This is a genomic window from Arthrobacter sp. Helios (genome assembly GCF_023167125.1).
Classification (GTDB): domain Bacteria; phylum Actinomycetota; class Actinomycetes; order Actinomycetales; family Micrococcaceae; genus Arthrobacter_B; species Arthrobacter_B luteolus.
The window spans coordinates 3,828,032-3,848,604 of sequence record NZ_CP095402.1 but is presented as its reverse complement, the minus strand read 5'-3'; the positions used below and the strand labels follow the sequence as shown (position 1 = coordinate 3,848,604).

Sequence of the window (20,573 nt, the reverse complement as noted above, 5' to 3'; positions counted from 1 at the left end):
AGTCACTCTATCGCAAGCACCCGCAACACCGGCCGCCCAGGCGGGCCCCAATCCCGGATTTATCACAGCACCGCGGAGGGTGCTTCGGCGCCGTCGAGCCAGCCGACGGGAACACCCAGGCTGTTGACTGTCTGCGGCGTCGCGGTGCCCTCCAGCCCCTCGACGGCGGCAGCATGGACGACGGCGGCACTGCGCACGGCCCCGACCCAGGCCGAGGTGTCCTCGGGCTTGCGCCCTGCGTCCACGGCGACCCACAACTGATCCGGGGCCAGGGCAGCGATCAGCGTGGTATGCCGCGCAAGTTCACTGGTGCCCCTGCCGATCCCGTAGGCCAGGAAGACCGGGTGCCCGGCCAGGACGCCGGCGGCCCGGGCGGTCGCAACCGCCCGCCGGTCACCCGCGCGGCCCACACCGCCGCCGTCGACTCCGCCGGCGGCCCGCAGCGCCTGTGCGCTGAACCCGGCGGCGGCAGCCATCGATTCACACACCAGCATGGCGTCCTGCCCCAGCCCCACAACGATCACGAGGTCTCCTGCGCCGGCCAGCGGCACAGGCACCTCCATCCGTCCTGCCCGCGCGGGCGCTCCCCCGTCCGGGCCGGCAGGCGCCAGCTGCGGGAAAGCGAACGGGACAGGCGTGCGCGCGGAGTCCCGCGCCTGCAGCGGTTCCGGGGATCTGGCGGGAGCCCCCGTGTTCTGCGAGAGGTCCTCCATCAGCTCGGCAAACGCGTTGCTGCCCGTGGACACATCGGGCAGTGCCCGGGCCCCGGGCCGCTGGCTGCTTTCGGCCTCCTCGGCCATCGCCAGCAGCGCGCCGATCCCGGCCCGGCTGGGCAGGTCGGCCTCCACGGGAGCCGCCCGGCGTCCGCGCGCCGGCATTTCCACCGTGACCTCGTAGTGGTGACGGGCCAGGAACCCTCCGATACCACCCACGCTCACTTTTTCGGCGGCGATGATGCGGGCCCGCGGACCGTGCTCCGCGAGGACTTTCGCCTTCAGCGCGTCAAGGGACGGACCCTCAAGCTGAAATCGTCTCAGTTCCACGGATTACTCCTACAGTTTCAATGGACACGTTCGCTGCCGTGGCTTCCTGGTAGGAGAGCACGGGCAGGCCGTTGGCCTGGGCTGACACGAGCCGTCGGATTGCGGGCCGGAGCGCCGGAGCGCACACCAGGACAGCGGTGTGACCTGAGTTCTCCACAGTGGCAACAGTAGTCTTAAGTGACGAGATAATGTTCTCGATCCTGGCGGGGTCCAGGAGGATCTGGGTGCCCTGGTCCGAGGGCCGGAGCGATTCCAGCATGGACTGCTCCAGCGCAGGATCGATCATAATAACGCGCAGCACACTGCCGGTGACATACTGGGCGGCCAGCGCCGGCCCGAGGGCCTGCCTCGCAGCCTCGATCAGTCCTTCCGGATCGGGGGAAACCTTGGCCTTAAGCAGCAGGGACTCGTAGATGCGCGGCAGGTCATTGATCGGAATCTGCTCTGCCAGGAGACCCTGGAGCACGCGCTGCACCTCGGCCAGGGAGAGCACGTTCGGCACCAGTTCATCCACAGCGGACGGGTTGACCTGCTTAACGCCTTCGGTCAGGACCCGGACGTCCTCCCGGGTGAGCAGCCGGGCCGCGTTGGCCGTGATGATCGCCGAAAGATGCGTGACCAGCACCGAAACCCGGTCAATCACGGTGGCTCCGGCCATTTCCGCCGCATGCCGCATCTCTGCGGGCACCCATTTGCCGGCCAGTCCGAAGACGGGTTCCACCGTCGCCATCCCGGGAAGCCCGTCCAGGAAATCCCCGAGAGCCAGGACCTTGCCCGCGGGCGCTTCCCCGCGGCCGGCTTCCACACCGGCAATGCGGATCACGTAGGTGGACGCGGGCAGGTCCACACTGTCCCGCGTACGGACCGGCGGAACAACGACCCCGAGTTCCAGGGCAATCTTCCGGCGCAGCGCCCGGACCCGGGCCAGGAGATCGTCTGAACCGCCGGTGACAATGTCCACCAGGTCCGGTGAGAGCATCACTTCCAGGGCGTGGACCCGCATCTGCTCGATCAGGTCCTCCGTGGTGTCCGAGGCCGGGGCGCCGGTGAGCTGCGCGACGGCACTGGACTCCGCAGCCTGGGCTTCGGCCGCCTCCCGGGCTTTGACCCGCTGGCTGGCGAAGATCAGCAGCGCACCGATAACGATGAACGGGATCTTGGGCATCCCCGGAATCAGGGCCATCACAATCGCGGCAGCACCGGCGATCATCAGCGCCATCCGGGACTGTCCCAGTTCCGCCGAGGCAGTGGACGCCATGTCCGATTCGGCGTTGGAGCGGGTAACGATCATGCCGGTGGAAACGGCCATCAGCAGGGCGGGGATCTGCGTGACCAGACCGTCGCCGATGGTGAGCAGGGTGTACGTATCGATGGCCTCGCCAACACCCATACCGCGCTGCAGCATGCCGATGGCAATGCCGCCCACAATGTTGATGATGATGATGATCAGGCCGGCGATCGCATCGCCCTTCACAAACTTGGATGCACCGTCCATGGCACCGTAGAAGTCGGCTTCAGCCGAGACCTCGGCCCGCCGTTCCCGGGCCTGGATATCGGTGATCAGACCGGCGTTGAGATCCGCGTCGATCGCCATCTGCTTGCCCGGCATGGCATCCAGGGTGAACCGCGCACCAACCTCGGCCACACGTTCAGCACCCTTGGTGACCACCACGAACTGGATCACCACCAGGATCAGGAAGATCACCGCTCCGATGATCAGGGATCCGCCGACGGCGACGTGCCCGAAGGCCTCGATCACCTGGCCGGCGTAGCCCTCGCCGAGCACCAGCCGGGTGGAGGCAACGTTCAGGCCGAGCCGGAAGAGGGTGGCGACCAGCAGCATCGAGGGGAACACGGAGAAGTCCAGCGGCTTCTTCACGAACATGGTGGTCAGCAGGATCACCAGCGCCAGCAGGATGTTGATGATGATCAGCACGTCCAGCAGCGGAGCTGGCACGGGGACCACCAGCAGCAGGATGATACCGATCACGCCCACGGGAATGGCGAGCTTCAGGAGGTTGCGGTTCACGGCGCGGCCTTACGGTGTTGTGGGACGGTTGCGGGGACGGTGGCGCCGGGTTCCGGTGCCATGGTGTGGACCCCCGCGGCGGCGCCGCGGTTCTTCAGGGCCATAACGAACGCCAGGACGCGGGCCACGGCGTTATAGAGTTCGAGCGGAATTTCCTGCCCCAGTTCGCAGGCCCCGTGCAGGGCCCGTGCGAGGGGGATGTCCCGGACCATGGGAACGCCCTTGGCCTCGGCTTCCTTACGGATACGCGCGGCGATCACACCGGCGCCCTTGGCCACGACCCGGGGAGCCGACTTTCCCGGCTCATATTTCAGGGCCACCGCCACGTGCGTAGGGTTCAGCAGCACGACGTCGGAATCACCGACGGCGGCCATCATGCGGTTCCGGCTCATCGCCAGTTGGCGGGAGCGGCGCTGGGACTTGATCAGCGGGTCGCCGTCGGTGTTCTTGTTTTCATCCTTGACCTCTTTTTTGGTCATGCGCGTTTTCTTCCGGTTCCGGCGCATCACCACCATGATGTCCGCGGCGGCCAGGGCCAGCCCGGCGGCGACGGCGAACTGCAGCAGGGTGGCGACTCCCCCGCCCGCCTCAGCCAGCAGCGCGTTGATGGACATACCGCCGGCTGTCATCAGGACCGGCATCAGGTTCTGGATAACGGCATAAAGCACCAGTCCAACCACGGCCGTCTTCAGCAGGGCCTTGACCCCGTTCCAGATGGCCTGCATGCCAAAGACCCGTTTCATGCCCTTCACCGGGTCGAACTGTTCGTACTTGCCCTTGAACTTCTTGAAGTGGATCCCGCCCTGCAGGGCAGCGGTGGCCAGCACTGCCGCAACCACCACGGAGAGCATCGGACCCAGCACGTAAGACAGCGAGCCTAGTCCTTCCTGCAGCATCTGCTGCGCGGCCAGCGGGCTGGGGGCCGCGGCAATGGCGTCCACACCCATGAGGGTTTCAGCGCCCTTATCCGCGCCGCGGCTGATGGTCAGGGGCATCATCGCCGCGGCTGCGCCCACCCCCACCCAGGCGGTGAGGTCATCGGACCGGGAGAGCTGGCCCTTTTCCCGGACCTCCTTCATCCGTTTGGGGGTGGCGGCTTCGGACCGTTCCCCGGAGTCCTGGTCCGCCATTTAGCCCACCCCCGCCAGGGTGCGCACAATCTGCTGGACGAGTGCCGAGACGACACGGGGCAGGGCAACAAAAACCACCGATACCAGCGTCAGCGTCAGCAAAATCTTGAGCGGGAACCCGAGGGCAAAGGCGTTCAGGGCCGGGGCCACCCGGGTGAGCAGCCCCAGCCCGGCGTCAGCCAGGAACAGCACCACCAGCAGCGGTCCGGCGATCTGCACGGAGGCAACGAACATCTGGCTGACCGCGGAGATCATTGCCTGCGCCGGGTCGGAGAGGTCTATCCCGCCGGCCAGCGGCAGGGCGGTAAAGCTGCGTGCCAGCCCGGCGATGATGAGCTGGTAGCCGTCGGAGGCAAACAGCAGGGCCAGTGCCGTGATCTGGAACATCCGGGTGAACTGGGCACCGTTGACCATGGACTGCGGGTCAAACCCCTGGGCCAGTGAAAAGCCGCCGAACAGGTCGATCAGCTGCCCGGCGGACTGCACTGCGGAGAACACGATCAGGACCAGGAACCCGAGGACGGCGCCGACCACGAATTCCAGGACCAGGCTGGTGATGTAGGCGGCGGTGCCCAGGTTCGTGTACCCCTCGGAAACCTGGGGTGCCACGGCCAGTGCCAGGCCGATGGCCAGCATCGCCTTTACCCGACCGGGAAAGGCGTTGTAGGAAAAGGGCGGGGCGATGATCAGAAAGGCAACCATCCGAACGCCCGCGAGCATCACCGCTTCCAGCCATGCCTGGTCGATGGTGATCGACATGTCATCCCCCGCCGAGCAGGGATGGAATCTTCTCGAACAGCTGCTGCGTGAAGGTCACCATTTCGGTGATCATCCAGTGCCCGCACACCAGCAGGGCGATGCACACTGCCAGCGCTTTCGGCACAAAGGACAGAGTGACTTCCTGGATCTGGGTGATCGACTGCACCAGCGAGACGGAGAACCCGACCACCAGCGCGGTCAGCAGCACCGGGGCGGCAAGTTTGGCCGCAACCCACAGTCCCTGGAGCCCGATGTCCAGGACGGCATTGGTATCCATCAGCCGCCGCCCTGATAACTGTTGACCAGCGAGGTGATGATCAGGCCCCATCCGTCCACCAGCACAAACAGCAGGATCTTGAAGGGCAGGGAAATCATGACCGGCGGGAGCATCATCATGCCCATGGACATCAGCGCCGCGGCCACAACCAGGTCGATGACCAGGAACGGAATGAAGATGACGAAGCCGATGATGAACGCTGCCCGCAGCTCGGAGATCATAAAGGCCGGGATCAGGGTCAGCAGCGGAACGGTCTCCGGGCTTTCCGGGTTCGCCTGGCCCGCTGCCCGGGTCATCAGCGCAATGTCCTCTTCACGGGTATGGGCCAGCATGAACTGCTGCAGCGGCCCGGCGCCGGTGCCGAGGGCATCGTTAAAGGTGAATTCGCCGTTCAGGTACGGCTGCACGGCCAGGGTGTTTATCTCCGTCAGGACCGGAGCCATGATGAAGAGCGACAGGAAGAGGGCCAGCCCGGCCAGGACCTGGTTCGGCGGAATGGAGGGCAGCGAGAGCGCGTTGCGGGTCATCGCCAGCACCACGAAGATCTTCGTAAAGGACGTCATCATCAGCAGCAGGGCCGGCGCCACCGAGAGCAGCGTAATGCCGATGAGCGTGACGACGGCGGTGGAGGGGGTTCCGTCCAGGCCGTTGATGTCCACGGAGAAACCGCCGGTGTCCTCCGGGGCGTTGGGATCGCCGGGCGCGGCGGGAGCTGTTGGGGGTGCCGGGTCGAACGTGGTCGCGTGCCCGGCGGCTGCGCCGGCCAGCATCAGCAGGACGGTGGCGGCAAGGACCAGTACGGCGCCGAGGATGAACCTGTGCAGCCGGCCGCCGGCGGCGGACGGCTGCAGTGCCTGCTGTGCGCCCGCGGGTGTGTTCACAGTGCTCATTCCCGGCGTCCGCGGCGGAGGAACGCAGCGCTCTGGCGCCAGGTATCGGGTGAAAGGATCGACCCGTTAAGCATTGATGTACCCTCGGCGGGACCGCTGCGGCGGGTGTCCCGCCGGCGCGGCAGGCCGCCGTCGGGCGCCGGTCCGGATTCCTGCACAGCGCGGGAGGCATCGTGGAGGGAAGCCGCGAAGGCGGTGTGCGGGGCCTCTTCCTCCACTGCCTCGGAAGTGTGCAGGACGTTCACGGATGCTTCCGTGACGCCGAGCAGGAAACGCTGCCCGCCGGTCTCGAGGACAACAACGGAAGCCTTGGGGCTGATGACCTGACGGCTGAGGACGCGGATAGGAGCCTCCGGACCGCTGGAGGCGCGGCCGCGGATGAGCCGGCGCTGGAGCCACCACAGGAGCCCCAGAACCACACCGAGCGATACCAGGACCCGCAGCGCCAGGACTGCGGAATCGTCCATTTAGCCCAGTCCCTCAGCTACGTCCAGGATCTTGGTGATGCGCACGGCATAGTCCTGGTCCACAACAACGATCTCGCCGTTGGCAATCAGGCGGCCGTTGAGCAGGATGTCGGCGGGGGCGCCTGCCGAGCGGTCCAGTTCCACCACGCGGCCCGGTTCCAGGTTCAAGACGTCGCGGACTGCCATACGGGTCCGGCCGATCTCCACGGTCAGCGCCATTTCCACGTTGTTGATGCGTCCGAGCTTGCCCACGACCGATTGCTCGCTGCCGGTGCCGGCGGCGCTGCCGGAGCGCAGCCGGACCGCGAACCAGCCGGCGGTGCCTTCCGGGCCACGGAGCTCGAAGACCGAGGAATCCATGTGGCCGAACAGGGACGAAGCGTCATCCGTCCGTGCGTCACCGAGCACGCCGGCACCCAGGGTGGAGCTGGCGGCTTCCAGTGCCGGGCGCAGGACATCCGCGGCGGAGATGGCCGGGGAGTCGGTGCCGGCAACGTCGGAGACGGTCGCTGCGGACAGCAGCACCACGGCGAGGTCGGCCGAAACGGATCCGACGAAAGAGGCCGTGACGGCCTGCCCCATCTGATCCAGCGGCAGGCCCAGCACCGAATGCGGGACAGGCTGCAGCGGGGTAGGAGTGGGCAGCAGCCGGACGAGGGCAGCGGCAGCTTCGGTGTACTGGGCCAGTGTGGTGCTCATGGGTTGTTCTCCTCGGTGCTTACGATGACTCCGGCCAGGCGGGAACCGCTGGCCCCCACCGCGGCTTGGGCCAGCGTCTGGCCATCGACCGTGACGTTCAGCGGCCGGTGCTGCGGGTGTTCAAGATTCAGGACGTCGCCCACGGCAAGGTTCAGGACCATGCCCGGCAACACGCGGATCGGCGTCAGCTGCAGTGAAACGTCCACCGGCAGGTTGGCCAGCTGTTCGGTGATCAGCTCTGCCGGAGTGGCATCGGAGGTGTTGGGCCGGACCGGGCCGAGCTGGGGCAGGATGGCCTCCGCAGGCAGGGCAACCGTGGCCGGAGCCGATGCGTCCCCGACTACCATCTCGAAGCGGGCCACGATCATCGGCACCGTTGATCCGGCCGCCTGGGCGAACTGCGAGTTGTACTGGATGGACGAAGGCGAAAGCGGTGCTGCCAGCAGACTGCCGAGGGCGTAGTGCAGGTCCTCGAGTGCCTCATCCATGATCCGGCTCAGGAGTGCCTGCTCGATGTGGGTGAGTTTGCGCTCCGGTGTCGGCTCGTTGCCGGTCCCGCCCAGCATGTGACGCACCCAGGACAGCGCGGCTGCCATCGGGAACTGGATCACTGCTTTGGCCGAGATGTTGGGCATGGAGAACAGCACCATCCCGGTGTGTTCCGGCAGGGCGGCCACATACTCGTCATAGGTCATGGTCTGGACCTGTTCGGAGGTGACTTGGGAGAGGACCCGGACCTTGGCGGTCAGCTGGGTTCCCCACTGGCGGCCGAAGGTTTCGAAAGCCATCTCCAGGACCCGGGCGTGCTCGCGGGCAAGCGTCGTCGGACGGCGGAAGTCATAAACTTCGACCAGCCGGGAGGCTTTTGGGGGCGCGCCAAGAGGCGAATATTGCTGGACCGTCACAGGAAAAACTATCGGCTGCGGCGGCCCCGCCGTTAGTGGTTGGAGGCGGGCAAAACTTCCTCGTCCCGGCTGGCCTCGGTGGCTGGTTCGGCGGACGGCTCCGGGAAGACGATCTGGCCGTCGACGATCGCGGGCATCAGCTGCCGGACAGCTTCGGACTGCCCCGAAAGCACCACAATGTCCACGCGCCGGTTCTGGGCCCGTTCCTCTGCTGTGGCGCCGGCCGTCAGCGGCCGGGATTCGCCGTAGCCCACGGCCTTGATGCGGCTGAAGTCGATGCCTCCGGGATCCATCAGGTAGCGCAGCACATGGACTGACCGGGAGGAGGAGAGCTCCCAGTCCAGGGCGGAGTCCGTGAACTGGCGGACCTGGGCGGTGTGGCCTTCCACCGAAATGTCGTAGTCGGTGGGCTGCAGGATCGGGCCGATCACGTTCAGCACGCCGCGGGCCTGCGTGGTCAGGTCCGCAAGGTCAGGTTCGAAGAACATTTCCGAGCTGACCAGGCGGATGGTCAGCCCGCGCTCGTCAATTTCAAAGCGGACATCATCCTGCAGCCCCTTGGTCTCCAGGCCATCCTGCAGCTGGTCCCGGAGCGCAGTGAGATCCTTGACCTCCAGGGCGGCCTGCATGGCTAGGTCGGCGTCGGGATCCACGACCTCTTCGTTGTCCACCATGGACGGCGGAACAACCACGCCTTTGGCGGTGTCCACCGTGTTGCTTTCCTCCATGCCGAAGCCGGTGGCCAGGGAGGCCTTGAGCTGCTCGAACTTGGCCTGGTCCACGGTGGACATGGCGAAGAGCACGATAAACATGCACATCAGCACGGTGACCATGTCCATGTAGGACGCCATCCAGCGCTCGTCCGGGTGCTCGTCCGGCTCCTCCTTGCGCCGGCGGCGGTTGGGGGCGCTCACGCTGCTTCGCTGGTCTCGCGGGCCGGGGCGGTCAGTTCGTGGGCAGGAACCATGGCGCGCAGGCGTTCGCCCAGCAGCCGTGGCTGGCTGCCGGCCTGGAGGGCCAGGACGCCCTCCATCAGCAGGGTCATCTGTTCCAGTTCCAGCTCGCTGAGGCGCTTGAGCCGCTGGCTGATGGGCAGCCAGATGAAGTTCGCCGAGAGCAGCCCCCACAGGGTCGCGACAAACGCCGTGGCGATCATCGGGCCCAGCGTAGCGGGGGTGGAGAGGTTCTCCAGCACATGGGTCAGGGACACCACGGTGCCGATAATGCCGATGGTCGGCGCGTAGCCGCCCAGGCTGTTGAAGAATTTGGTCGCCACTTTGTCGCTGGAGGCCTTGGTGTTGATCTCGTCTTCCAGCAGGGTCCGGAGCTCTTCGCCGTCGGTGCCGTCAGCGATGTTCTGGAGGGCTACCTTCAGAAAGGGATCGTTCACTTCCGCGGCGTCGGCTTCCAGGGAGAGCAGGCCTTCGGAGCGCGCCTTTTCGGCGAGCGAAACCACCTGGTCGATGGTTTCCTGCGGGCGCGGCTTCTTGCCCATAAACGCCCGGGGCAGGGCTTTGAAGGAGAAAATGAAGTCCTTCAGGGTGCCTCCGGCCAGGCCCACCGCGATGGTCGCACCAAAGACCAGGATCATGGGTGCGGGCAGCAGGATGGAGGTGAGGTGCGCGCCTTCGAGGGTGATCATGGCGTAGAGCGACCCGAAGGCGAGCACTAAGCCGATTATTGTGGCCGGATCCATTATTTGTTCCTCGGACGAAGGGGCACGGTCTTGGTACTGCTTTCACTGATGGCCGCCGTCCCCCCGGCGCCGGCATCCGGAACCAGTCCGAGCCCGGTTCCCGGCCGGAGCGGGACCTGTGGCAGGTCCCTGGCCATGGAAATCACGCGGGCGCGGAACTGGGCTATGAGGGCTATCACTTCGTCCATGGACTCCGTGACGATGTACTTTGCCCCGTCCACCATGACCAGCGTGGTGTCCGGGTTCGAGTGGACGCGCTCAATCAGGTCAGGGTTGATCGCAAACTGAGCGTCGTTCAGTCGCGTAAGAACAATCATTGGCCCGTCCCCTGTTGCGGCGTCCGGCTTGCATAAGCCGTCACCCTTACTTTCGGCAGACGCCCGGTATCGGTAAGGAAAGGGCAGGCCGGCACCGCCGTCGTTGGCCACCGCCGTCGTTGGCCAGCGCCGTCGTTAACCACCAAGGAGGCCGCGCACCGAAGTGCGCGGCCTCCTTGGCAGGTGATCCGGTCTAGCGCTTGAGGTTGGTCAGTTCCTGGAGCACTTCGTCCGAGGTGGTGATGATTCGGGCGTTGGCCTGGAACCCGCGCTGGGCCACGATCAGGTTAGTGAACTCCTGGGAGAGGTCCACGTTGGACATTTCCAGGGAGCCGGCAACAGCGTTGCCCATGCCGGGATCACCCGGGCCGCCCAGGACCGGGTTGCCGGAGTTGACGGTGGCGGTGAAGCCGGAATTGCCGGCCTTCTCCAGGCCTGCGGGGTTGGTGAAGGTGGCGACGGCGATGCGGGCCAGGGCCTGCTTGGCACCGTTGGTGAAGGAACCGATCAGGGTGCCGTCCTTGGAGATGGAGAAGGACTCCAGGGTTCCGGCGGCACGGCCGTTCTGCCCGGTGACAGAGGCCGTGCTGACGCCGGCGTAGCTGGTCAGCCCGGCCAGGTCCACGGCGACGCCGTTGACGGTCAGGCTGGCCGGGTTGCCCGCGTTCTGGACACCGTTGGTGAAGCCGAGCGACGCCGTGGTGGCGCCCGGAGCTGAAACGTCCCAGCCGGTGGCCGTGCGGGTGAAGGTCAGCGAGACCACCGTGGCAACACCGTTGGCGTCGTAGACGTCCATGTCACGGACGATGGTGCCGGCTGCTACCGGCGGCACGGCAGCCGGATCGGCGGGCTTGGTTTCCGAGGGCAGGTTTCCGCCCATGGTGGCGGTGGTCGTGGCGACGGCCGGGGCGATCGCGCCGTCCGGGAGGACCACGTTGCCAACGGCTCCGCCGGTGTTGATAACACCGTTGACGCCGGTCCAGCCCTGGACAATCTTGCCATCCGTGGTGACCAGGCGGCCGGCGGCATCGAGGTCGAAGGACCCGGCCCGGGTGTAGGTGGTCTCGGTGCCCTGCTTGGTGACGAAGTAGCCGTCTCCGGAGATCATCAGGTCCGTCGCGCGTCCGGTGGCCTGGGCGGAGCCCTGGGTGAAGTTGGTGGTGATGCCGGAGACCAGGACACCGAGGCCGACCTGTGCCGGGTTGCCGCCGCCGTTGTTGGCGCCGGGAGCCGTGGCGCCCTGCGTCAGCTGCGAGAGGGTGTCCTGGAACTGGACGGCATTGGCCTTGTAGCCGACGGTGTTCACGTTGGCGATGTTGTTGCCGGTGACGTCGAGCATCGTCTGGTGCGCACGGAGACCGGAAATTCCGGAGTACAGGGAGCGGAGCATGAGATACGCCTTTCAGCTGAAGGTTGTGGAGACCGTTTGCGAAGTATGGGAAGTGTGAGAAGTGCGTGAAGAAAAGGAAGGGCAGCGAAAGCGCCCCGGTTACGCCGTTGTGCCCGGCGTTCCGGTTCCGGAGCCGGAACCGCTGCCAGAGCCGGAATCGTCACCGGGATCCGGGGTGGTCTTCGGTGCCACCACACCGGAGATCGCATCCAGCAGGACGTCCACGCCGTCCACGCTGACCGTGGGCACCCCGTACTTATAGGAGACAGCGGTGGCGGTTCCGCTGACCGATTCCCCGGCCTCGTTGGTGTACGTGACCGTCTGGCCGATCAGTCCGGCAGCGGCCATGCGCATCTGCAGGGAGAAATTCTCCTCGCTCATGGTCGCCATGTTGGTGAGCTGTTCCATGGTGGCCAGGTTGGTGGTTTGGCTGATCATTTCGTTGGTGTCCATGGGAGAACTCGGGTCCTGGTTGCGCAGCTGGGTGACCAGCAGAGTGAGGAACAATTCACTGTCCATGACCTGCTTTGGCACCCGGGTGGGCTGCTCGGTGGTGGCCACGTTAGGCGCTGAAACTGCTTCTACCGGCATGGGTGGATCTCCTTCTCAGGCCAGGATGTCGAGGGTTGTTACCGAGCCGTGGGCCACGGGACGGAAAGCTTGCTGCACGGGCACCGGGCCGGCATCCGGGTCCGCGCCGGGTGCGGCACCGGTGCGGCCGCTGCCGGGCAGCTCCTGACCCGTTCCGCCGCGGCTGTCCGGCCCGGTGCCGGGCTGGTCCTGCGTTGACAGGGAAAGCGAGGTGCTCAGGCCGGAGCCTGACAGGTCCCGGCGCAGATCGGTAAGGATGCTCCGCAGCGCTTCCCGCCCGGCGTCGTTGGGGGCGAAGAGCTCCACCCGGATTCCGTCCGCGCTGACGTGGGCACGGACGGTCACGGGACCGAGGTTCTCCGGGGTGACGCTCAGCGTCATCACGTGGTCCCCCGGCGCTGCCGAGCTGAGGCTGAACAGGGGCTGCGCCACCTGGGTGAGCAGCGGAGCCGGCTGGGCCGCGGGTGCCTGAGCCGGTGCGGCCGCCATCGGCTGTACCGGGGAGGCCTGGGCCTGCAGCGCCGGAACGGCTGCAGCCGGTGTGTGTGCCGCGGGTGCGGCCAGCGCAGCGGCGGGGTCAAGGTCCGCTGCCGGCGCCGCCGGAGCGGTGCTTGTGGAGGCGTTGGCTCCCTGCAGGGTGCCGGTGACCGGACCGGTTTTAGCGGCCAGTGGTGATTCACCGGAGGCGGCTGCGGTCTGCACCAGTGCGGGCGCGGCCGCGGTGGCCCCGGCGGCGCTGGTTCCGGCGGTGGTGGCCCCTGCGGCGCTGGTTCCGGCCTGCGGTACCGCACCGGCCGGACGTTCGTCGCCCGGTACCGGGTCCGCGTTTTCCGGATCCGCGGCGGCTGCCGCACCTTCCGCAGCTGCCGCCAGGGCAGCGGCCGCTCCGGCCTGGGTTCCGGCCGCTGCAGTTCCCTGCGGAGCGTGGAGCACCCCGGACGGAGGAACGGGCAACGGTGCGGATCCGGAAAGGGGTGCGGCGGCGGAAAGGGGTGCGGCTGCGGCCGGGGTGCTGCCGGCCGCCTGGGCCGTGGCGGTTCCGGACAGCTGTGCGGTTCCGGACAGCTGTGCGGCACCGGGCAGCTGTGCGGCTCCTTCGCCCAGGCCCTCGCCGGCTGCGGCCGGGTTAAGCCCGGCCAGCGGTGCCGGGACGGCACCGGAAGCCGGGAAGCTGAACCCGGGAACAGCCGGAACAGTCTCTGCGGGGGTTTCCGCTGTCCCGGGGGTTTCCACCGGCGCTTCGTTGGGCGTTTCCGCTGCAGGACCCGTGGCCTCACCGGCTACGGCTGCCTGGAGTGCGGATCCGAACCCCGTGCCGCCGTCGTCGGGTGTGCCGGATGAAGGCCGTCCGCCTGCGGGGGCGGCCGGGCGGGCGGTCAGGAAAGCTGCGGGGATGCTCATGCCGTCCCTCCCAGCAGCGAAGCCTGCATGGCCCGGGCCGAGGCAACCAGGTCCGTGACCGCGGTGCTGGTGAGAGCCGATGCTGCCTGCGGCGACGCCGCAGTTTCCGTCGGGAGGATGCGGCGGATGGTGGTGATATTGGCGTCGGTTTCCCAGGCGTCGCGGATCTGGATCGTCTGGCCGGGCTGCGGTGCGTCCACGGCTTTGCCGTTGCCAAGGTAGATGGCCACGTGCCCGCCGTCGTGGCTGAAGAGGAGGTCACCGGGCTGGGCTTCGGCCAGTGAATTGACCTTGGTGCCGCTGTTCATCTGGTCCCAGGTGACGCGGGGCAGGCTGTAGCCGAGGTCTTTGAAAACGTTCTGCACGAAGGATGAACAGTCCAGCCCCACGGCCGGGTCGTTGCCGCCCCAGATGTAGGGCAGGCCAACGTACTTATCCACGGAAGCCATCAGCGCTTCATTCGTTGCCCCGCCGGTCCCGGCGGACGCTGTCCCGGTCACGGCGGAAAGCGCTGCTGCGAAACCGCTGCTGCTTCCGGCGACCGCGGTGCCCGTCGTGGAAGAACCGGTGCCGGCAGCGGCAGCCGCGGATGCCGGAGCCGTTCCGGAGAGCGCGTCGATCGTGGAGCGGATCTCCTGGATCCGGCCAATCGCATCGGTCATGCTCATCTGTTGGCTTCTTTCTGCCGGCGGTGCCAGGTGGTGCCGGCAAGTTCGTCCAGGACGGCCTGTTCGGTGCGGAGATCCTCCACGGCCAGGGCATCCGAATGCTTGGTCTCGAGTTTTTCCAGGCCCACCGAACGAGCGCGGGCAGCGTGGAACTCGGCCTGGGCGGTGTTCACGGCCGTGCTGTCCAGCGCCTCTGCCGCCAGCAGGTCTGCCAGCATGCTCCGTGAGGAGGCGCGGGCCGCGGCGATGGCGGTCAGGGTGGCGGCGTCGGCTGCCTCCAGCGGTGAGGCGGCCAGCGCGTCATAGGCTTCGCTGCGCGCGCCGGCGCTTTCGCGGAGCTTCGCGTTTGCCGCCGCGAGCGACCCGGCGGCGCTGTCCTGCTGGAGCCGGCGGAGCCTTAGCAGGCCGGCGAGCGGAAAGTCCCGTCCCATCGTTATACCCCCAGATTCTGTGTGAGCCGATGCAGCTGGTCCCAGGCGGACGCGGCCGGTGTCTGTTCATCCATGCGCTGCTGCAGGAACGCGTTAATGGCGTCTTCGTGGTCAACCGCGGCGTCCACCAGCGGATTGGATCCGCGCTGGTAGGCCCCGACGTCGATGAGGTCCTGGGCGGACCGCCGGGCTGCCAGCACCCGGCGCAGGCCGGAAGAGGCCTGGCTGCGGTCCTTGGAGTTAACCCGTGACGCGACGCGGGAGATGGAGCCCAGCGCATCGACGGAAGGGAAGTGTCCCGCGACCGCGAGCTTGCGGTCCAGGACCACGTGGCCGTCCAGGATCGACCTGGCGGAGTCCGCGATGGGCTCGTTGTGGTCATCACCGTCCACCAGGACGGTGTACATACCGGTCACGGAACCGGTCTTGTCCGTTCCCGCGCGCTCCAGCAGCTGGGCCAGCAGGGAGAAGGTCGACGGCGGGTAGCCGCGGGTTGCCGGAGGCTCACCGACGGAGAGCCCGATTTCGCGCTGGGCCATGGCCACCCGGGTCAGCGAATCCATCATGAGCATCACGTCGGCACCCTGGTCGCGGAAGGATTCGGCGATCCGGGTGGCCACGAAGGCTGCGCGGAGGCGCATCAGCGCCGGTTCGTCGGAGGTGGAGACGACGACGATGGAGCGGGCCAGGCCTTCCGCGCCCAGATCGTCCTCCAGGAATTCACGGACCTCACGGCCGCGCTCCCCCACCAGGGCGATCACCGAGACCTCGGCGTCGGTCCCGCGGGCGATCATGGACAGCAGCGAGGACTTACCCACACCGGAGCCTGCGAAGAGGCCCATGCGCTGGCCCTTGCCAACAGTGGTGAGTGTGTCCAGGACCCGCACGCCCAGCTGGAGGGGCTCGGTGATCCGGGAGCGCTGCATCGCCGGCGGGGTGTCGTGGTCCAGGGGAACGTACTGCTCCACCTGCAGCGGCCCTTTGCCGTCGATCGGCCGGCCGAGCCCGTCAATGACCCGCCCGAAAAGCCCGGTGCCGGTGGGAACGCGCATCGGCATGCCCTTGGACCGTGCGGGGCTGCCCGCGGTGAGCCCGGCCAGGCGGCCGAAGGGCATGCAGCGGATGCCGTCCCGCGTCGCAGCGACAACCTCGGCGTCGACGGCGGTTTCCGGGGCGCCCAGGCTGACCAGGTCCCCGACGGCGCAGTCCAGGCCGGTCACCTCGACGCTGAGTCCGACGACGGTGGAGACTTTGCCGACCCGCTGCGGACGGGCCGCGGCCAGGGCCTGGCCGAAGGCTTCCGGGTTGGGCCGCCAGCTCACCGGCTGCGTCACCCGCTGCTGGTCCCGGCGCCGTTCGCGGCGGCTCACCGGCGCTTCTCCGGGTGTGGTGTCCAGGGCGGCAGCCGCCGTCGGTGCGGGCGATGCGGTGAGGGTCATGCCCGTTCCCCCAGCAGGGCAGCCTTGGCACGAGCCAGGGCAGAAGCGAGCGTGGCGTCCAGGAAGCCGTCAGGGAACTCGGTCACCGCGTCTCCGCGCTGCAGACCGGGATCCGGGGTGAACATCACCGCCGCATTGTTCAGCGTGTCATTGTCCAGGACCGCCAGGTCAGCCGGGTGCATCCGCACGGTGTGCACCAGGCGTGTATCGACTCCGGCGAGTGCCCGGTCCAGGGCGGCGCGGGCCGAGGACTCGCCGTTGGCCAGTTCGCGGCCCAGCAGTGCTTCGGCCAGTTCCAGCGCAGCGGCGGCCAGGGAATCCTGGACTTCGGCAACATGCGGAACGGTGAGCTGGGCCAGGCTTTGTTCCGCGGCGTTGAGCAGCTGCAGTGCGTGGTCGGCGCGGGCGCGGAGGGCAGCCGTCTCGGCGTCGAACCTGGTTTTCAGTTCCGTCCGCAGCCGCGCTGTCTCGGCTGCTGCGGCGTGCATTCCCGCTGCGTAGCCCGCGGCGTGGCCCTGCGCTTTTCCGAGCTCGGCGGCACGCTCCACACCATGGCCTCCGCCCAGGGCGGGGTAGGCCATGCGTGAGAACGTGCGTTCCGGGGACTCAGTAGACATACTCTTCCTCGTCCGCGTGGTGGATGGTGATCGCACCCTGGGCCTCCAGATCGCGGATCGCCCGGACGATCGTGGCGCGGGCCTCCTCCACCTGGGACAGGCGGGCCGGACCCGACGCGGCGATTTCGTCGTCGAGAATCTCCCGGTTGCGTTCGGAGACGTTGCCGCGGATGGTTTCCAGCACCGTCTCGTTGGCGCCCTTCATAGCCAGGGCCAGCACGGCGACGTCGATGCCGCGCAGCACCAGCTGCACGTCGCGGCGTTCGAGCTTGGTGAGGTCGGCGAAGGTAAGCATGCGCGAACGCACTTCCTCTGCCAGTTCCGGGTCGCGGGCATCCAGGGCGTCCAGCAGGGCCCGCTCGGTGGCGGCGTCGGCCCGGTTGATGATGTCAACCAGCGGCTGGATGCCGCCGATCTGGTCGGCTGCCTCGCGGGCAGCGCCGACGGCCGTGGCACGGGCCTTGAGCGTTTCCGCGACGATCCGGATTGCTTCCGGCGTGGCACGGGACATGTTGGCGATGCACTGCGCGACCTCGGTGCGCAGCTCTTCGGGGAAGCCGCCGATCACGGCGGAGGCCCGCTGCGGACGCATGTGCGCCAGGACCAGGGCGATGGTCTGCGGCAGTTCGTTTTCGAGGAGGCTGACAATCTGGACGGCCTCGGCGCGTTCGAGGAACTCGAAGGACTTGCCCGCCATGGAGGAGGCGAGCCGGTCCATCACGCCGGAGGCGCGTTCGGTGCCGAAGGAAGCCTCGAGCAGGCCCATGGCGACGTCGCGGCCGCCGTGGGCGCGGCGCCGGCCGTCCACCGTCATGTCGTAGAACTCGTTGATGACGCTTTCGACGACGGCGACGTCCACCCGGCGCAGGTTCACGATCTCGGCGGCGAGTTCCTGGGCCTCGGCCTCAGTGAACTGCTGCAGCACGGTGGCCGCACGCGAGGTTTCGAGCTGCATCAGGACGACGGCGGCCTTCTGCATGCCGCTCATCTTGGGCAGGGCAGGGCTGGGCGCCTGCGGCCGCAGGGCCGGAACTGCCGCCGTCGGGGCCTCCGGCGCACTCAGCCTGGTGTCCGGTTCCGGAACGGTGGCCAGTGCGGTTCCCGATGTCTGCTCGCTCATACCCGCTGCCCCTCATCCATGAAGTTACGCAGGTAATCCGCGGTGCGCACCGGGTCCTGAAGGGCCAGGTGGTCAAGTTCCTCGAGTTTGCGTTCGGAGTCAGCGGCGTTAGCCACGATGCGGAGCGACGCCGTGTCCACGGACGGTTCCAGGGCCTTCTTGACCGGCTCCTGGGCCAGCATGGCCAGCCCGGCAGGCGGGGCCAGCGGATCAAGTTCGGGCAGGATGCCGATGTCCACGGCCTGGCGGTTCTGCCGGCGGGAGCGCAGGGCGTAGGCGACCAGGGCCAGGATAACGGCCAGGACAATGCCCGCGGCCAGGATGCCGGTGCGCAGGAGTTCAGCGCGCCGTTCGGCTTCCTCGGCGGCCTCGGCCGCGGCAAGGGCTTCCTGCGCTGCCTCGGCTCCGCTGGCGTTGAAGGCAACCATTTCCACGGTCAGTTCATCCCCGCGGGCTTCATTGATGCCCGCGGCGTTGGCCACCAGGGCGCGGAGATCCGCAACGTTCATACCTGCGGCGGTGGCGGAGTTCAGGGCCACGGAGATGGTCTGGCGGTTCAGGGCACCGGCAGGGATTTCCCGGGTTTCGGTGATCTTGTTGACGGCATTGTTCTTGGTGCTGGACTCGGAGGTGTAGTTCCCGTCGTCGGTTCCGCCGTCAGGCACCGCGATGTTGTCCGGTCCCAGGATGCCGGCCGCGGTGTTCCCGTTGCTGCCGGTGTATTCCTCGGTGGTGGTGGCTTCGTTCAGCGCCGGGTTGCCCTGCGGGTTGGTGAAGGTTTCCTCCACCCGGTTGGCGGATTCGTAACTCATGTCCGCGGCCACGGCCACGGTCGCGTTGCCGGGGCCAACCACCTGGTCCAGCATGCCCTGGACGGAGGCGGCGATCCGCTGTTCATAGTCCGTGGCCTGCTTGTCTGCCGTTCCGGTGGCCCCCACGCCGACGGCGGAGAGGACAGTGCCGGAGGCATCGATGACGGCGACGTTGGTCGCCTTCATCCCGTCGATTGCGGCGGAGGTGAGGTGGACGATCGCCTGGACCTGATCTCCGGTGAGCGTGACCCCGTTCTCCGTCTCGATGAACACGGAGGCCGTGGGATCCACCTTTTCCGAAACAAAGACCGTCTCTTCGGGGAGGGCAAGCTGCACGGACGCGGTTTTTACGCCGTTGAGCGCACCCACGGTTTTCGCGAGTTCGCCTTCGAGCGCGCGCTTGTAGGTCACGGACTGCTGAAACTCGGAGGATGTCACGCCCATGTTGTCCAGCAGCGAATAACCTCCGGTGGAGGAGGCGGGCAGCCCGGCGCCGGCGGCCTTGAGCCGCTGGTTATAAACCTGCTGTTCCGGCACCATGATGGTGCCGCCGCCCGCAGTGATCTCATAGGGCACGCCGTCGGCCTGCAGCTGCTCCACGATGGTGTTGGCGTCAGAGGCCTGCAGTCCGGAGAACAGCGGAGTGTAGGAAGGCTTGGTGGCCCAGCTGGCCAGGGTGAAGATCCCCAGGGCCAGGACGGCGATGCCAATCAGCGCCAGCGTTTTCTGCGCCAGGGTGAACTGGCCAATGGTTTTTCCCAGACGGCCAAAGGCCGCGTTCACCTGCGTCATCAGGCCTGCATCCGCATGATTTCGTTGAACGCGTCAACGCTCTTGTTACGCACGGCGGCCACGAGTTCGAGCGTGACGGAGGCGCGGGTAGAGGCAATCGAGGCCGCGTGGATGTCGTCCAGGTCCCCGGTTACGGCCTGCACGGCAAGTTCCTTGGAAACGGAGGAAAGCTGCTGGACGTTGTCCACCGCTCCGGCGAGGGAGGTGGCGAAGCCTGAACCGTCCGTGGCCGGTGCGGACGCGGCCGTGTTCTCCAGGTACGCGGTGGGCAGTGTGCCGGAAACGGCGCCGATGGCGGGAATGGGCATCAGGAGCGTCCAATCTGGAGTGCAGCTTCGTAGGTGGCTTTGGCCCGGTCAACGACGGCGGCGTTGGCTTCGTAGCCGCGCTGCGCCATGATCAGGGCGCTCATCTGCTCGGACATGTCGATGTCCGGGTAGCGGACGTAGCCTTCGGCATCGGCGAGGGCGTGGTTGGGTTCGTACACCATGCGCCCTTCGGCGCTGCCGTACTCCACACCGGAAACGTAGACGCCGGAGTTCTCGGCGCCTTCCTGGGCCAGCACATAACGCGCCTGGAACGCCGAGCCGTCGGTGCTGGAGGCGTTGTTCATGTTCGCCAGGTTGTCCGAGACGGCGTCGAGCCATTTGCGGTGGACGGTGAGGGCGGAGCCTGCGATCCCGATAGCGTCGAAAGTCATTACTGGCTCCTCATTGCGGTTCGGAGGGAGTTGGCCTCTCCCCCGACTGCCTGGGCGGCGAATTGGAATCGCAGCACGGTGTCGATATTGGAAAGTGTCTCGGTGTCCAGGTTGACGTTGGAACCGTCCAGCCGGGTGGGCTCCAGCGACCGGGCGGTGGTGGCATCGGTGAAACCGGCGCTGCCGGCCTTGACCGACTTGGCGAGTGCGTCTTCGAAGCTGACGCGCTGGGCGTGGTAACCGGGCGTGTTCACGTTGGCGATGTTGTTCGCGATGGCACGCTGGCGCAGGGAGAGGCCGTTAAGGGCACTCTGGAGTGCAACCGAAGACACGGAATCGAACACAGGGAAAACCCGCTTCATATGGGGGGACAGAGCGGCCGATCCGTGGCCTGTTGCAG

At 67.3% G+C, this 20,573-nt stretch carries 24 protein-coding genes; all 24 read right to left on the bottom strand.

The window, feature by feature from the left end; genetic code table 11:
• Nucleotides 1-62: 62 nt before the first annotated feature.
• Entirely contained in the window at nucleotides 63-1,043 is a 981-nt protein-coding gene (locus tag ArtHe_RS17675) for a hypothetical protein (protein WP_248318164.1), read from the bottom strand.
• Entirely contained in the window at nucleotides 1,018-3,072 is a 2,055-nt protein-coding gene (locus ArtHe_RS17670; RefSeq protein WP_066300119.1) for a flagellar biosynthesis protein FlhA, read from the bottom strand. Before ArtHe_RS17670 ends, ArtHe_RS17675 begins: the two co-directional genes overlap by 26 nt.
• A complete protein-coding gene (locus ArtHe_RS17665) occupies nucleotides 3,069-4,202 on the bottom strand; it encodes an EscU/YscU/HrcU family type III secretion system export apparatus switch protein (protein WP_248318163.1) in 1,134 nt (377 codons plus the stop codon). The genes ArtHe_RS17670 and ArtHe_RS17665 overlap by 4 nt, the downstream gene beginning before the upstream one ends.
• On the bottom strand, nucleotides 4,203-4,961 hold the full coding sequence (locus ArtHe_RS17660) for a flagellar biosynthetic protein FliR (RefSeq protein WP_248318162.1): 759 nt from the start codon (nucleotides 4,959-4,961) through the stop codon (nucleotides 4,203-4,205).
• Nucleotide 4,962: 1 nt separating this feature from the next.
• A complete protein-coding gene (gene fliQ / locus ArtHe_RS17655; RefSeq protein ID WP_066300113.1) occupies nucleotides 4,963-5,238 on the bottom strand; it encodes a flagellar biosynthesis protein FliQ in 276 nt (91 codons plus the stop codon).
• Nucleotides 5,238-6,008, bottom strand: a complete 771-nt coding sequence (gene fliP, locus ArtHe_RS17650) for a flagellar type III secretion system pore protein FliP (protein WP_248319841.1) — start codon at nucleotides 6,006-6,008, stop codon at nucleotides 5,238-5,240. Before fliP ends, fliQ begins: the two co-directional genes overlap by 1 nt.
• Before the next feature lie 116 nt (nucleotides 6,009-6,124).
• Nucleotides 6,125-6,595 (bottom strand): flagellar biosynthetic protein FliO, encoded by a 471-nt coding sequence (locus ArtHe_RS17645; protein ID WP_248318161.1) that lies wholly within the window; start codon nucleotides 6,593-6,595, stop codon nucleotides 6,125-6,127.
• The gene (gene fliN / locus ArtHe_RS17640; protein ID WP_248318160.1) at nucleotides 6,596-7,294 is read right to left on the bottom strand and encodes a flagellar motor switch protein FliN; all 699 of its coding nucleotides are present in this window, start codon (nucleotides 7,292-7,294) and stop codon (nucleotides 6,596-6,598) included.
• The gene (locus ArtHe_RS17635; protein ID WP_248318159.1) at nucleotides 7,291-8,199 is read right to left on the bottom strand and encodes a flagellar motor switch protein FliM; all 909 of its coding nucleotides are present in this window, start codon (nucleotides 8,197-8,199) and stop codon (nucleotides 7,291-7,293) included. The genes fliN and ArtHe_RS17635 overlap by 4 nt, the downstream gene beginning before the upstream one ends.
• A gap of 32 nt (nucleotides 8,200-8,231) precedes the next feature.
• Nucleotides 8,232-9,113, bottom strand: coding sequence for a flagellar motor protein MotB (locus ArtHe_RS17630; RefSeq protein WP_282568697.1), 882 nt, complete (start codon nucleotides 9,111-9,113; stop codon nucleotides 8,232-8,234).
• Complete coding sequence (locus tag ArtHe_RS17625) at nucleotides 9,110-9,895, bottom strand: MotA/TolQ/ExbB proton channel family protein (protein WP_248318158.1); 786 nt, start codon at nucleotides 9,893-9,895, stop codon at nucleotides 9,110-9,112. The genes ArtHe_RS17630 and ArtHe_RS17625 overlap by 4 nt, the downstream gene beginning before the upstream one ends.
• Nucleotides 9,895-10,212, bottom strand: a complete 318-nt coding sequence (locus ArtHe_RS17620; RefSeq protein ID WP_083521646.1) for a flagellar FlbD family protein — start codon at nucleotides 10,210-10,212, stop codon at nucleotides 9,895-9,897. The genes ArtHe_RS17625 and ArtHe_RS17620 overlap by 1 nt, the downstream gene beginning before the upstream one ends.
• A 193-nt stretch (nucleotides 10,213-10,405) precedes the next feature.
• Nucleotides 10,406-11,602: a flagellar hook protein FlgE gene (locus ArtHe_RS17615; RefSeq protein ID WP_248318157.1), complete on the bottom strand. Its 1,197-nt coding sequence runs from the start codon at nucleotides 11,600-11,602 to the stop codon at nucleotides 10,406-10,408.
• A gap of 99 nt (nucleotides 11,603-11,701) precedes the next feature.
• Nucleotides 11,702-12,193, bottom strand: coding sequence for a flagellar hook capping FlgD N-terminal domain-containing protein (locus ArtHe_RS17610; RefSeq protein WP_248318156.1), 492 nt, complete (start codon nucleotides 12,191-12,193; stop codon nucleotides 11,702-11,704).
• A gap of 15 nt (nucleotides 12,194-12,208) precedes the next feature.
• Nucleotides 12,209-13,594 carry a flagellar hook-length control protein FliK gene (locus tag ArtHe_RS17605; protein WP_248318154.1) on the bottom strand — a complete coding sequence of 462 codons (1,386 nt, stop codon included), beginning with the start codon at nucleotides 13,592-13,594 and terminating at the stop codon, nucleotides 12,209-12,211.
• Entirely contained in the window at nucleotides 13,591-14,262 is a 672-nt protein-coding gene (locus ArtHe_RS17600) for a C40 family peptidase (RefSeq protein ID WP_248318153.1), read from the bottom strand. Before ArtHe_RS17600 ends, ArtHe_RS17605 begins: the two co-directional genes overlap by 4 nt.
• Nucleotides 14,259-14,693 carry a flagellar FliJ family protein gene (locus tag ArtHe_RS17595; RefSeq protein ID WP_248318152.1) on the bottom strand — a complete coding sequence of 145 codons (435 nt, stop codon included), beginning with the start codon at nucleotides 14,691-14,693 and terminating at the stop codon, nucleotides 14,259-14,261. Before ArtHe_RS17595 ends, ArtHe_RS17600 begins: the two co-directional genes overlap by 4 nt.
• 2 nt (nucleotides 14,694-14,695) lie before the next feature.
• Entirely contained in the window at nucleotides 14,696-16,132 is a 1,437-nt protein-coding gene (locus ArtHe_RS17590; protein ID WP_248318151.1) for a FliI/YscN family ATPase, read from the bottom strand.
• Nucleotides 16,129-16,749 carry a FliH/SctL family protein gene (locus ArtHe_RS17585; RefSeq protein ID WP_083521643.1) on the bottom strand — a complete coding sequence of 207 codons (621 nt, stop codon included), beginning with the start codon at nucleotides 16,747-16,749 and terminating at the stop codon, nucleotides 16,129-16,131. Before ArtHe_RS17585 ends, ArtHe_RS17590 begins: the two co-directional genes overlap by 4 nt.
• The gene (gene fliG, locus ArtHe_RS17580) at nucleotides 16,739-17,737 is read right to left on the bottom strand and encodes a flagellar motor switch protein FliG (protein WP_066300259.1); all 999 of its coding nucleotides are present in this window, start codon (nucleotides 17,735-17,737) and stop codon (nucleotides 16,739-16,741) included. Before fliG ends, ArtHe_RS17585 begins: the two co-directional genes overlap by 11 nt.
• Nucleotides 17,738-17,865: 128 nt before the next feature.
• Complete coding sequence (fliF, locus tag ArtHe_RS17575) at nucleotides 17,866-19,473, bottom strand: flagellar basal-body MS-ring/collar protein FliF (protein WP_248318150.1); 1,608 nt, start codon at nucleotides 19,471-19,473, stop codon at nucleotides 17,866-17,868.
• The gene (fliE, locus tag ArtHe_RS17570; RefSeq protein WP_066300088.1) at nucleotides 19,473-19,781 is read right to left on the bottom strand and encodes a flagellar hook-basal body complex protein FliE; all 309 of its coding nucleotides are present in this window, start codon (nucleotides 19,779-19,781) and stop codon (nucleotides 19,473-19,475) included. Before fliE ends, fliF begins: the two co-directional genes overlap by 1 nt.
• Nucleotides 19,781-20,173, bottom strand: a complete 393-nt coding sequence (locus tag ArtHe_RS17565; RefSeq protein WP_248318149.1) for a flagellar basal body rod C-terminal domain-containing protein — start codon at nucleotides 20,171-20,173, stop codon at nucleotides 19,781-19,783. The genes fliE and ArtHe_RS17565 overlap by 1 nt, the downstream gene beginning before the upstream one ends.
• The gene (locus tag ArtHe_RS17560) at nucleotides 20,173-20,517 is read right to left on the bottom strand and encodes a flagellar basal body protein (RefSeq protein WP_248318148.1); all 345 of its coding nucleotides are present in this window, start codon (nucleotides 20,515-20,517) and stop codon (nucleotides 20,173-20,175) included. Before ArtHe_RS17560 ends, ArtHe_RS17565 begins: the two co-directional genes overlap by 1 nt.
• Nucleotides 20,518-20,573 lie beyond the last annotated feature (56 nt).